Genomic DNA, 13716 nt, shown 5'->3' with positions numbered 1-13716 from the left:
ATTTAATTGATTTTTAGATAATTTATCCAAATTTAACCGAGCATTTCTATTTATTGCATTCATTTAAGAAAAAAAAATATTTTTGACTTATTTTTACCCCAGAAAAAAAATGATTCTGAAAAATAAATGGCCAAAGTAACCGAACATTTAGCGAAGGCAAATGAAAAACCTATTTTTTCGATAGAGATTATTCCACCAGCAAAAGGCGGAAAAATAGACGAACTACTCAATGATATAGAACCCATGATGGAACTAAAACCTCCATTTATTGACGTTACCTATCAGCGAGAAGAATATGTTTACAAAACCATGCCTGATGGTACTCAAAAGGAAATAAAAAAGAGAAAAAGAGCAGGCACAGTGGGTATTTGTTCCGCTATCATGCACAAATTTAATGTAGACCCTGTTCCGCATATTTTGTGCGGTGGCTTTACAAAAGAAGACACCGAAGATCTTTTGATAGACCTCAATTTTCTTGGAGTTGAAAATGTGGTAGCCCTTAGAGGTGACACAGCAAAACCTTTCAATGAATTTAAAGCTAAAAAAGACGGACATTCGTACGCATCTGAGTTGATTGAGCAAGTTGCGGATATGAATAAGGGCATCTATCTTCACGAAGAGTCTACTTATTTGAGCAAAAGTGATTTTTGTATCGGAGCAGCAGCTTACCCTGAAAAACACTACGAGGCTATTAGCTTGGATATTGACTTCGAAAATCTAAAGAAAAAAGTAGATGCTGGTGCTGACTATTTAGTAACTCAAATGTTTTTTGACAATCAGAAATATTTTGATTTTGTTAAAAAATGCAGAGAAAACAATATTCATATCCCAATTATTCCGGGTCTTAAAATTCTTTCTACCAAAAGACAGTCTGAGATTCTACCTAAGATTTTTTATTTAGACTTACCCGAGACATTTGCCAATGATGTAAAAAAAGCAAATGACGATAAAGCAGCTCGACAAATAGGCATAGAGTGGTGTATAAACCAATGTAAAGAATTAATGGCATTTGGGGTGCCTGCTTTACACTTTTATACCATGAGTAAGTCTACTACTACATTAGCTGTAGCAAAAGAGATTTTTTAAATACGTGAATTTAAGTATTGGGCATAAAAAAAGAGGAAATATCAAATTTCCTCTTTTTTTTATGCTATTTTTAAAAGAAATATTAAGCAATTTCTTCAAATTCTACTGCGGTTTTACCACCTTCAGTAATATTAACAATTTCTAAATCAAAGTTAAGTTCTTGACCTGCCAAAGGGTGATTAGCATCTAGAAGCACATGAGCGTCTTCTACTTCTCTAATAATCACAGGCACAGTTTGTTGCCCATCATGCATGTTTAGAGTTCCACCTACTTCAAGGGGAATATCACCCGGAATTCCCGCTTTGTCAAATTTAAAAATCATTTGCTCATTAGCTGGACCATAAGCCTCATCCACACCAATGTGTATTGATTTTTTTTCACCTACTTGCATGCCCATTACGCCGTCATCAAATCCTTTGATAACCATACCGCTTCCAACCTCAAACTGTAAAGGCTCTCTACCTTCAGATGAGTCAAATATAGTTCCGTCGTTAAGAGTTCCTTTGTAGTGTAGAGACACTGTATCTCCTGCTTTTACCATTTCTATTATATTATTTAGTTATTAATTCTTAGTATGATCTCGCAAAAACCACTCTTTGTTTTGACGGATTTCCAGTCAAAACACATTTCCCTTCTTCCATTTCTGAATCTAAAGGAATACACCTAATCGTAGCTTTTGTGAGGTCTTTAATTTTGTCTTCAGTTTCCGATGTACCATCCCAATGTGCCATCAAGAAGCCGCCTTCCTCTATTTTAACCAAAAACTCATCCCAAGAATTCACTTCTTTTGTATTTTCGGTTCTAAAGTCCAATGCTTTCTTATAAATATTCTCTTGAATTTTATCAAGTGTCTCTATTAAATATGCCTCTATTCCGTCTAATTCTACAGTTTCCTTTGTCAAAGTATCTCTTCTTGCAATTTCTACGGTATTATTTTCTAAATCACGCATACCTATAGCAACTCTAAGTGGCACACCTTTAAGTTCATATTCGGCAAATTTCCATCCTGGTCTAGCTTGATCGTCATCATCAAATTTTACTGATACACCCTTTGCTTTTAGACTTTTTACAATCGGAGCTACTTTTTCGGCAATTTTTTCAAGCTGTTCGTCACCTTTAAAAATAGGCACAATTACTATCTGAATTGGAGCTAACTTCGGAGGTAAAACTAATCCTAAATCATCAGAATGGGCCATAATTAAGGCACCCATCAAACGCGTACTTACTCCCCATGAGGTTCCCCATACATACTCCAAAGCACCCGATTTGTCTTGAAATTTCACATCAAAGGCTTTTGCGAAATTTTGACCCAAAAAGTGAGAAGTACCCGCTTGCAATGCTTTTCCGTCTTGCATCATAGCCTCAATACAAAGCGTATCATCAGCCCCCGCGAAACGCTCATTCGCTGTTTTCCTTCCTTTTACTACAGGCAAAGCCATCCATTCCTCAGCAAACTTCGCATAGATTTCTAACATCTGTGCAGTTTCCTCTTCCGCTTCTTTTTTAGTGGCGTGAGCAGTGTGCCCTTCTTGCCACAAAAATTCAGAAGTCCTTAGAAATATACGTGTTCTCATTTCCCATCTGACCACGTTAGCCCATTGGTTAATAAGTAAAGGCAAGTTTCTATACGATTGTACCCAGTTTTTGAAAGAACTCCATATCACAGTTTCTGAGGTTGGCCTTACTATAAGTTCCTCTTCAAGTTTTGCTTCAGGATCTACTATTACACCATTACCATCGGGGTCATTTTTTAATCTATAATGGGTAATTACGGCACATTCTTTGGCAAAACCCTCAACGTGAGATGCTTCTTTTGACAAAAATGACTTTGGTATAAACAACGGGAAATACGCATTTTGGTGACCAGTTTCTTTAAACATGTCATCTAATGCTCTTTGCATTTTTTCCCAAATTGAATAACCGTATGGCTTTATAATCATACAGCCTCTAACTGCCGAGTTTTCAGCCAAATCTGCTTTTTTTACTAGTTCGTTATACCACTCACTATAATTCTCACTACGAGTTGGAAGTCCTTTAGACATTATTATTATGAAATTTTAAAAAATTGAATTTATCTATTGAAAAATTATCCTAAACAAAGCAACATAATTGTTAAAATATCTGTTAATCATATAGGAATTAGTTGCAAAGATAAGTTTTAATATTATTTTTGTAAGTATATAAATGCTTAAAGAACTGTGAAAAAAAAATATTTTCATATTGACGCAACCTTCCAACGTCTAAAAGCATCTAAATAACATAAGGCAGTTAAAAACCTAAAATATTAAAAAAATGATGAATCTTAAATCAATCTTATTTTACCTTGGCGGAATCGTATTGGTTTCCTCTTGTACAAATAAGTCAATAAACACCAAAGGTGAATATGACGACATGTATGGTTCATCTGCTGACGCAGCCGTGGCAAGTAAAGTTTATGCTTCAAAGCCTAACCCTGCTCCGCAAACTATACCATACGATGACTCTTACGATCCAGCTCCGGCTGACCAACAAATGCAAGCTACAGATGAATACTATAATGAAGATTATATTACCTCTAGAGATATAAAAAGAAAATTAACCTCTGGACCAGGATATAACGATGGATATTCTGACGGTTATAGTCAAGGATGGACAGACTACGCATGGAGCCAACCTATGGGTTGGAACACCCCATTTAATATGTTCTCTTATAATCCCTATGGATTTGGATCTATATCTCCATTCAGAACTAGCTTCATGATGTCTTTCGGAAATTCATTCGGATACGGACCTTACAGTGGTGGTTTTGGTGGATTTTACAACCCATGGGGTTTCAACTCTATGATGGCTTACAACAGCATGTACTCACCATTTGGATATGGCTTTAACAGTTTCTATTCTCCTTTCGGATATGGATACAATAGCTTCTATTCTCCATTCGGTTACAATCCTTATGATTTCTATGGCATGAATAGATATTATGGTTACGGCAACTATGGATCTTTCGGAAATTCTCAATCAGCTGTATTGGCTAACGCTTATAATAACGGTAGTAGAACTTATGGAGCTAGAGATGCAGGTCGAAGTTCTTCTAGATATAACGAAAATTTTACAAACACTAGCAGACCATCTGCTTCAGTTTCCTCAGGTAGATCAGCATATAATTCTAATGGTCAAACAGCTTCTGCTTCAGGACAATCAAGCAGAGCTTTGGCAGATAGAAAAAGTGGCTCATGGGTGGGTAATTCTCCAAACTCAAGTACAGATTACTCTTCGTACAGCAGGGCAAAAAGCACTTCGGGTTCTGAAAGTTACAACCCTAACTCAAGAAGACCAAGCACTTACGAATCATATCTAAATTCTAATAGATCTAGTGGCACTTACACTCCTAGTTCTTCATCGTCTAGATATTCGGGCTCTTCATCTTCCAATACTGGATACAGCAGAAGTTCTTCAGGTACTTTTAGCCGCTCAAGCAATTATAACAACAGTTCAAATAGTTCTAGAAGTAGCGGATATAGAAATTCTTCTGACTATAACTCAAGATCAAACTCTCCGAGTTATTCGGCTCCAACAAGAAGCTCGAGCCCAAGTTATTCAAACGGTTCGTCTTCATCAAGCAGTAGCAGAGGTTCAAGCAGTGGTTCAAGCAGCGGCGGTTCATCAAGAGGACCGAGATAATTTATCTAAACTTTTATAATTCAAAATATCACCCCGCTAATAAACCAATAGTTGTTGGCGGGGATTTTTTTATCCAAATCAAACCAAAAATAAAATGAAAAAATTGCTTTTAGGAATACTTATCGGCTCCTTTGGCATTTCCAATACAAATGCCCAACTTACCTTAAATGGCCATTTTTACGGCGAAGACGCACTTAAGTTTTATACTTCAAATAATTCGGGCTCAGCTAAAGTCCAAGGAATGGGAGGTGCATTTACAGCTTTAGGTGGTGATATGAGTAACGCATTTCTTAATCCAGCTGGCTTAGGATATTATAACAAATCAGAATTTAGTTTTAGTCCGGTTTTTGTAAACCAAACTACAAATAGTAACTATTTAGGGGAAAACAATACACTTTCTTCTTCTGGGCTTAAACTTGGCCAACTTGGAGCTATTTTTAGTAGTAACGGTGTGGGAACCAGAAAGAAAAGATCTGCTTGGGGTATAACTTACAATACATTAGCAAATTTCAATAACAGCTTTACTTATTCAGGCTCAAACAAAAGAAGCTCTTTAACTGATTACTATGCCGAAAAAGCCACTCAAAGAGGTGTTTCATCTACGGCATTAAATGAAGAGTTTAATACCCAAACAGGACAAACGCAGACTTCTACCGCTATGTATTATCAGGCATTTTTGATTGACCCAATTGATGGTGGCGGTTATAGAGCATCTGAACTTTCAATACCTGTAGCTCAGAATGGCAGAGTGAGCGAATCAGGAGCATTGAGCCAAATTAACGTTAGCTACGGTGCCAATTTTGATGACAGAACATACGTTGGAGCTTCTTTAGGTATTCAAAACTTGAACTACGCACAGTTGACAGATCACACCGAAAACTTCCCCAATGGTGAGATTTTCAATAGTTTCAGGAACTCTGACGATCTATATGTGAAAGGAAGCGGCATAAACTTAAGTGTTGGTGCTATTTTTAAAGTTTCTAACAATGTTAATATCGGAGCCAACTTAACAAGTCCCACTGCTATGAAAGTAAACGAAACTTTTCAATCAACTGTAACTATTAACCAAAAACCAAACACTTTCACTACAGATTATCCTACAATCAGTACAGTACCAAATGATTTCACTTACAGAATCACCTCGCCCCTTAAAGCCAATGTAGGTGCAGCTGTATTTTTGCCAAATAAAATTGGAGTAGTAAACATAGAGACTGAGTATATCGGTTATTCACGAATGAACGTAAAAGACAAGCAGGACCAAAGATGGTCTTCTGATCAGAAACAAGGAATTCAAAACCAATTCAAAGATGTAATCAACCTAAAAGCAGGTGCAGAACTAAGATTTGGAATAGCCCGTGTTAGAGGTGGAGTTAATTATTTAGGTGACCCAATTAGAGTTTCAAATGATTTTAATACAGGTAATACCTTGGTTGGCTCCTTAGGTGCGGGAGTAAAAACCGCTAAATTTTATGGCGATGTATCATACTCAAGATCTAAAACATCAGCAGCCTACACACCATATACTTTAAGCAATACTGCAGATTATTCATCAGTAGGGTATAATAAGAATCAAGGAATTGTAGCGATAAGCTTAGGTACTTATTTTTAAATTTTAAATACCTAAATCAAAAAAAAGGGGGAAATTCAAATGAATTTCCCCCTTTTTTTTTAACAACCCAATGTTTTACTTTGTCATTTTTGCAAAATGTGCATCTAATATCCACATTATTGTATTTGCGTCTGTATCTCCTTCTATAACGATATCAGCTTGAGAATATACTTCAATTCTTTCGTCGTAAGTTTTGGTAAGTGTGCTCAAAAGTGTATCACTTTCTAAACTAAAAAGAGGCCTATTGTTCTTCTTAGAATTACGCATCCTTTCTTCTAACTTATTTGGTTTTACATCTAAAAAAACTGAAATGCCGCTTTCTTTTATGTAATCCATATTAGACCTAAAAATAGGAGTTCCTCCGCCAGTGGCTATCACAAGCTTACTGTTTGGTTCTATTTTTCTCAGATTTTCTGCCTCTAATTTCCTAAAATACTCTTCTCCTTCTAAATTGAAAATTTCACTAATTTTTTTACCTTCTGATATCTCAATTTTTTTATCTAAATCTACAAAATCGTAATTTAATTCTTTGGCTAGTTGTCTTCCTAAAGTACTCTTACCCGAAGAAGGCATCCCCAACATAAAAATATTTGTTGTCATTCTTAAATATGGTAGGTATTTGTTATTAATTGTTTAATAATTCTTGGACTTTATCTTTTGATGGAATATTGTTAATGGTCCATTTGCCCATTACCACACCATCTTTTAATAATATCAAACACGGGTTGGCTCTCGCCATAGTCTTCAATACTTTCTCATCACAAGAATATGTTTGGAATCTTATATTTTTTTCTTTTAATATTTCATCTAATTCCGACACGGGCAAAGAAGAAAGCACCATAGGATTAACTTTCTTTTTGTAGTTCTTGTTTAGAAGGGACTTCATGGGTCCAAAATCTAAACCTTCTAATCCTTTACCGTTTTTAATTATCAAAAGAAACTTATTCCCTTCAAAAGCTTCGGCAGTAACATCCATCCCTGAAGTATCGGAAAGGCTAAAATCCGAAATTTTCGGAATTAAATCTTTCTCATTTAATATTTCAGAAGAAACGTATTTATATTTTAGAGTATCAATTAAATACTCTTCTGACTTAATATTAGTTTTTGTAGTTTTATCTTCAAAAACATATGAAATAATTGGTTTAATATCTGGCTTTTTCATTTGTTCTGGAATACTCTTTCCTACCGCATACGGCAAAAAGTCTACCAATGGCAGGTTTCTCAAACCATAAATACCGATTCCAAAAGCTATAATTGTGGATATTAAAACCATAGGTGTACCCATTTCTCCAATAGAGAAATTTTTACGGTAAAAGAAGATAATCAATATGAACACCATACTAATAACATCTTTTGTGAACGAATCCCAAGGTTTAAGTTTTAGAAAATCTCCAAAACAGCCGCAGTCAGTAACTTTATTGAAATACGCCGAATAAAATGTCAGAAAAGTAAAAAAGGTCATAAAAAGAAGAACTACCCAAGCGGTAATTTTCATTCTAAAACTAAAGAGGAGTGCAACTCCTAAAATGAGTTCCACACTACAGAAAATCAGTGAAAGTGGCTGGGCATTTTCGGCCAACATATGAAAAAATGGAGCCATCCCAGGCAAGTCTTCTGCAAAAACCTCAAAATATTCTTGAAGCTTTAGACCTGTTCCGTATGGATCTACAACCTTTACAAAACCGGAAAAAACAAATTCTAAACCAACTAAAATCCGGGCGAAAAGTGCTATATATTTCATGAATTATTGTTGTTGAGTTTGTTGATTACTAATATAACCTAATTTGATAAGACAAAATACTGAATAGTTTATAATATCTTGGTAACCAGACTTAATACCTTCTGAGATTAAGGTTTTACCTTGATTGTCCTCAATTTGTTTTATTCTCAAAAGCTTCATTAAAATAATGTCAGTCATAGAACTTACTCGCATTGACCTCCAAGCTTCACCATAGTCATGATTTTTATTAAAGAGCAATTCTTTGACATCGTTAGTTGCTTTGTGGTAAGAAGCATTTAAGTCTGTAGATTCTCCGTTTCCTTCATCGTGAAGAATAATAGCCATTACACAGTAATTGATTATTCCAATAAATTCAGATCTTTGACCTTCATCTACTTTAGAAAACCCATTTTCTTGAATTGTTCTTATTCTTTGAGCTTTAATAAATATTTGGTCTGTAAGCGAAGGAAGCCTAAGAATTTTCCATGAAGTGCCATAATCTTGATTTTTTTTTGAAAAAATCTCAAAGCAATTCTCAATTATAGACGTGTACTCAATTTCTGTGCTTGGCATGTACCTAATTGGTTTTTTTTAGCTTTTTTTGCAAAACTATGAAAAAAACAATAAAAATTTCTGGAAAACTACTTTGTTTGGAAAATCCTTTAATCATGGGAATTATGAATTTAACCCCAGATTCTTTCCACAAAGATAGTAGATTTAATCCTTCTGATGAAGATTTTTTAGAAAAAGCTTGTAGAATGTATGAAAATGGAGCTCAAATTCTAGACCTAGGAGGATACTCCAGCAGACCAGGTGCTGAAAATGTTAGCCCAGAAGAAGAAACTGAACGCGTATTGGAAGCAATAGAAGTGTTAACCAAAAAACTCCCAGAAGCTATAATATCCATTGACACATTCAGAAAAAGTGTGGCAGAAAAGGCTATTTCAAAAGGTGCTGCATTGGTAAATGATATTTCAGGTGGCACCCTCGACTCAGAAATGCATCCGTGGATTATAGAAAACAATATTCCTTACATACTCATGCACATGCGAGGTAATCCCAAGGATATGCAAAACCAAACTGACTACAAAAACTACCCAAACGACGTTTATACCGAAATATTAGAGAAAGCCAATTATTTAAAAAAAGAAGGTGTGACCGACCTGATTTTAGATTTAGGGTTTGGCTTCGCAAAAACAATTGAACAAAACTACCAATTATTGAAAGTCCTAGAACTAACAAAATTATTTGACTATCCCATTTTAACTGGAATTTCGAGAAAATCTATGATATACAAAGCACTTGATATTTCAGCTGCTGAGTCATTGCCAGCTACAACCCAATTGCATTTATTTTCGTTACTAAAAAACACACAAATTTTGAGAGTCCATGATGCATTAGAAGCATCACAAACAGTTAAATTATTATCATATTTGGAAAACGACACACATAAACCGTAAAATAATTTTTATTCATTATTTAATATCATCGAGGGTTATTTTAAATAATTCTCTATTATATTTACAATTAATAAGTCTTAACTCAAATAAAAACACTACAATCATGAAAAAAAGTCTATTATTTATTAAATTTATACTAATAGGCATTTTAGCATCTGGTATAAATTCCAGCTATGCTTCTATTCCAGCCTTAACCGCACCAACTATCACTATTGAGCCTCAAAACGTCACAAAAAGCTCTATTTTTGTGAGAATAGTAGATACAAACGCTTCAGAAACAGGTTTAGAGTTAGTTCAAGAAGAAAACGGAAATATGACAACTTATATCCTTTCGCCTGGTAGTGTATTCAATTTGCCTTACAATGGTTTAAAAGCTAAAACAACATATAGCTATAAAGTAAGAGCATTTGATGGCTCATCATTTAGTGATTTTTCAGCACTAGCGTATGGTACAACTCTAGTGGATGTACCAGGCCAAGCAAAACTAACTTTAGGATACAATTGTCCAATGACAGTTGGTTTCTCTTGGGACATTGCTCAAAGACCCGAAGATGTTCAAGAGCAAATAGTTCAAAGATCTACAGACAACGCGTCTTGGAACCCAATAGGTTACCTATTTCCAGGCGAAAGATTTTTATCTGACAATGACCCAGTACCTGGAAAAACTTTATATTATCGAGTAGTTACCAAAAACGTATCAGGTCTGACATTTTCAAACCCTTTGGTAGTAACAGTTCCAAATTATGTTGCCCCAAAGAATCCAATGAATGTAAATTCATCTCCGGCCTTAAGAACCGCTAATTCATTGACCATCGCTTGGGATAATCCAGCCCAAGATTTGGCATGTAAAACTGACAATAGAGCTACTACTTACTTGGTAGCTAAACTAGCCTCTGAAGAAACATACAAAGTAATAGCCGAGCTAAACCCGAATGCAACTTCAGCTACTATAGAGGGACTTAAACAAAATGACATTGTAGATTATAGAGTTTGGTACATGAGCACACAGGGCATTCAGTCATCGTGGATTGGTGGTAGAGATACCACTTGGGGACCTCCTCCGGTACCTACTAACCTAATAGTAGTTGGCTACACAGACAACTTAGGCAACTCTTCATTTGATGTAAAATGGAAAGATGTTTCAAGCAGAGAAGACTATTATGTAGTTGAATATTCAAACGATAGTTTAAACTTCAAACAATTAGGTAAAATAAAAGCTAACGAAACAGTTTTAAAACAATATCCTATAGAAGAAGGAACCAAATATTATTACAGAGTAAAAGCTGGAAATATTTTGGGAGAGTCTGCTTATACACCTACTACTTTTGCAGTTAAGTTTGATTACACCAAAGCTCCTAGTGCTCCAACAAACTTAGTAGCTAAGGTTACAGGTACTACGGCTGTTTTAACTTGGAGAGATGATTCTAGCAGAGAAGAAAATGTAATCGTCGAAAAATCAAAAGACGACGGCCTAACTTTCACGCAAATAGCGTCCCTTGCCAAAAACACAGTTACTTACACAGATGCTGGTCTAGAATTAAATAAAACGGTTCAATATAGACTTTATACAAAAAATCCAAAAGGGCAATCAGGGTATTCAAATGTTGCTGAAGCTAAAGCAGTAGGAACTGTTGGTTTATTATTTAACGAAATCAGTTTCTTCCCTAACCCAACAAGTGATTTCTTAAAAATCAGTTTCCCAGCAGACCTAATTGGAAATAATGTAACAGTAAAAATATTAGATAAAAACAACATGAGTGTATATTCAAATACAATTAAAGTTGATTCTAAGAACTTCGAAATTAACGCTAGTCAATTTTCGGAAGGTCTTTATAATGTAATATTGAGCACTGAAGATTCTCAGATTTCAAGAAAACTTTACAAAAGATAATTCAAACCGACATTTCTAATCGAAAGGCTCATTGCAAACGCGATGGGCCTTTTTTTTATTCTAAAAAGACATAAAAAAGTAAATAATAGAAAAAAAAGAGTACTTAGCCATTTGAAAACTTTCAATTAATTTAATTTTATGATATTTTTACCAGAATTAAGACAATACCTTAAAAAAAATAACATGAAAAAAAGTTTATTGCTTCTGGCTATGTGCTTTTGGGCAATTCAAAGCATAGCCCAAATTCTCCCCCCTTCACCTCCGACTAGCGTGGCAGGTACACAATTGGGTTTATCTAATACACTTAGACTAACTTGGACGGCTCCATCTCCTACTCCAAGTGGTTATAAAATCACGTACACAGAGGGGTCAGTTACAAAAACTAAAGTAGTTGGTGCTGTAACTGTAGACACATTAAAAAGTCTAAACCTAGCTACTTCTTATAATATATCAATTAAGTCTTTTAGACTTGAAACTATTCCTGTACCTGATTCAACTTTTTCTAGTGCTACAAGTCCAATAACTGTCCAAATGATTCAGTTAGTAGCTCCATCTATTACAATTGAAAATCAAAACATCACCCCCACTTCGGCTATTGTGAGAATCAATGATTCAAACGTTTCAGAAACCGGTTTTGAACTTGAATTTACAGGAGGTGGAGAAACCTTAAAAAAAGACCTTGGAGCTGGATCAGTTTTCGTAAATACATTTACAGGACTGAAACCTAAAACCACTTATTCTGTTAGATTAAGAGCAAAAAAAGACACTGAATTTGGGCCATGGTCACCAAGTGTTACTATTACCACTCCAAAGGACGTACCTCCTACAGCAAATCTAAAACTAACTAAAGACTGCCCTACTTTTGTTTCGTTAGAGTGGACATTCAGTAGCAGAACCGAAGATATTGATGAGATTTTTATAGAAAGAAGCTTTGACAATAATACGTTTAACAAAATTGGAAGAACGGATGCCTCTGGTAGAAGCTTTTTTGATAGTGAGGCAATTCCGGGAAAAACTATATGGTATAAAGTAACCGCTGTTAATACCACGGGAACTTCAACATCTAATATACCATCTGTTACAACTAAAGTGTATGTAGCACCAAACGCACCATTTAACTTAAAGTCTGACCCTGTAAACAAATCTAGAAACCACTTAACCTTAACGTGGTCTAATGGTACCGAAGACAAAGACTGTGGAACAAATATTAGAGATGAAAATGTAGTAATGATAAAATTGGCAAATGAGTCATTTTATAGACAATACAGAAGAATATACCCTTTTGAAACATCAATAAAAATCGAAGGTTTAAACCCCAAAGATATAGTTGACATGGGTATTATAGCTGTAAGTGACAAAGGCCTAGCATCTGGAATAGTTTCAGTAAGAGACACTACAGCAGGCCCACCATATAAACCAGAAAACTTGATTTTCATAACCAATAAAGATGCATTAGGAAATTCTTTTTTTGAACTACAGTGGCAAGACAAATCAAACGACGAAGATTATTTTATAATTCAAAGAAGTACAGACAATGTTAATTTCAAAGAAATCGGTAAGATAAAATTCAACAACACTAAATTCAAAGACCTAAATATTGAAGAAGGTGTGCAATATTATTACAGAGTTAAAGCAGGAAGTAACACCGAAGGTGATTCTGGTTTTTCAAACTTAGTTTTTGGAATATTCGATTATTCTGCAATACCAAATGCTCCTTATGGACTGTTAGCAAAGGCAAATGGCACTAAAGTTACTTTGACTTGGTACGACGACTCTTCGAGAGAACAGTCATTTAAACTAGAAAAATCATCAGATAACGGTGTTACTTATGCTGCAGTAGCTACATTAAACAGAAATGTAACTACCTACTTAGACGAGAATGTACTTGCAGCAAAAACCTATTTGTATAGGATAAGGGCTATAAACATTCTTGGTGAATCGAAAAACTCAAATATAGCTACTGTTACAATAGCAGGTACAGTGGGCGGATTATTACAATCTGAGGTTTCAGTTTATCCAAACCCTACATTTGAATACATCAAAATTAAAACATCAGAATCTTTAGATAATTCAGAAGTGACGATCCAAATCTTTGACAAGAATAACTATTTAGTTTATGATGGTAAAAAAACTTTGAAGGCAAATGAACCTTTGGATATTGATTTCAGCAAATTGAGCCAAGGTATGTATAATGTTATTATTTCGAATAATACTGAAAAAACTTCCAGAAAAGTATTTAAGTATTAATAAAACAAACATCCAATTTAACAAAAAAAGGTGAACCAAGAGG

11 protein-coding genes are annotated in these 13716 nt (G+C 34.9%); 6 read left to right on the top strand and 5 right to left on the bottom strand.

What is annotated here, in order from left to right:
* Window positions 1–126: 126 nt before the first annotated feature.
* Window positions 127–1086, top strand: a complete 960-nt coding sequence (locus tag ACFOOI_RS21035) for a methylenetetrahydrofolate reductase (protein WP_379840069.1) — start codon at window positions 127–129, stop codon at window positions 1084–1086.
* An 82-nt stretch (window positions 1087–1168) separates the two neighbouring features.
* Here ACFOOI_RS21035 and ACFOOI_RS21030 read toward each other — a convergent pair whose 3' ends face one another.
* Complete coding sequence (locus tag ACFOOI_RS21030; protein WP_379840068.1) at window positions 1169–1627, bottom strand: FKBP-type peptidyl-prolyl cis-trans isomerase; 459 nt, start codon at window positions 1625–1627, stop codon at window positions 1169–1171.
* A 28-nt stretch (window positions 1628–1655) separates the two neighbouring features.
* Window positions 1656–3128 (bottom strand): proline--tRNA ligase, encoded by a 1473-nt coding sequence (proS, locus tag ACFOOI_RS21025; RefSeq protein ID WP_379840067.1) that lies wholly within the window; start codon window positions 3126–3128, stop codon window positions 1656–1658.
* 250 nt (window positions 3129–3378) lie between these two features.
* On the opposite strand from proS, the gene ACFOOI_RS21020 reads away from it, so the two are divergent.
* Together ACFOOI_RS21020 and ACFOOI_RS21015 are read left to right on the top strand one after the other, a co-directional pair.
* Entirely contained in the window at window positions 3379–4746 is a 1368-nt protein-coding gene (locus ACFOOI_RS21020; RefSeq protein WP_379840066.1) for a hypothetical protein, read from the top strand.
* Between the two features lie 94 nt (window positions 4747–4840).
* The gene (locus ACFOOI_RS21015) at window positions 4841–6355 is read left to right on the top strand and encodes a hypothetical protein (RefSeq protein ID WP_379840065.1); all 1515 of its coding nucleotides are present in this window, start codon (window positions 4841–4843) and stop codon (window positions 6353–6355) included.
* A 75-nt stretch (window positions 6356–6430) separates the two neighbouring features.
* Here ACFOOI_RS21015 and ACFOOI_RS21010 read toward each other — a convergent pair whose 3' ends face one another.
* The 3 genes from ACFOOI_RS21010 to ACFOOI_RS21000 are packed head-to-tail and all read right to left on the bottom strand — an operon-like array spanning window position 6431 to window position 8648.
* Window positions 6431–6955 carry a shikimate kinase gene (locus ACFOOI_RS21010; RefSeq protein ID WP_379840064.1) on the bottom strand — a complete coding sequence of 175 codons (525 nt, stop codon included), beginning with the start codon at window positions 6953–6955 and terminating at the stop codon, window positions 6431–6433.
* A 25-nt stretch (window positions 6956–6980) separates the two neighbouring features.
* Complete coding sequence (locus ACFOOI_RS21005) at window positions 6981–8096, bottom strand: BT_3928 family protein (RefSeq protein WP_379840063.1); 1116 nt, start codon at window positions 8094–8096, stop codon at window positions 6981–6983.
* Between the two features lie 3 nt (window positions 8097–8099).
* A complete protein-coding gene (locus ACFOOI_RS21000) occupies window positions 8100–8648 on the bottom strand; it encodes a DUF1599 domain-containing protein (RefSeq protein WP_379840062.1) in 549 nt (182 codons plus the stop codon).
* Between the two features lie 38 nt (window positions 8649–8686).
* On the opposite strand from ACFOOI_RS21000, the gene folP reads away from it, so the two are divergent.
* From folP to ACFOOI_RS20985, 3 genes are all read left to right on the top strand, one after another.
* Window positions 8687–9535 (top strand): dihydropteroate synthase, encoded by an 849-nt coding sequence (folP, locus tag ACFOOI_RS20995; RefSeq protein WP_379840061.1) that lies wholly within the window; start codon window positions 8687–8689, stop codon window positions 9533–9535.
* A gap of 103 nt (window positions 9536–9638) precedes the next feature.
* On the top strand, window positions 9639–11426 hold the full coding sequence (locus tag ACFOOI_RS20990) for a T9SS type A sorting domain-containing protein (RefSeq protein WP_379840060.1): 1788 nt from the start codon (window positions 9639–9641) through the stop codon (window positions 11424–11426).
* Between the two features lie 183 nt (window positions 11427–11609).
* Window positions 11610–13673: a fibronectin type III domain-containing protein gene (locus ACFOOI_RS20985; RefSeq protein ID WP_379840059.1), complete on the top strand. Its 2064-nt coding sequence runs from the start codon at window positions 11610–11612 to the stop codon at window positions 13671–13673.
* Window positions 13674–13716 lie beyond the last annotated feature (43 nt).

The sequence above is a fragment of the Lacihabitans lacunae genome (assembly GCF_042649125.1).
Classification (GTDB): Bacteria; Bacteroidota; Bacteroidia; order Cytophagales; family Spirosomataceae; genus Leadbetterella; species Leadbetterella lacunae.
This window is presented reverse-complemented; position numbering and strand designations above follow the sequence as displayed.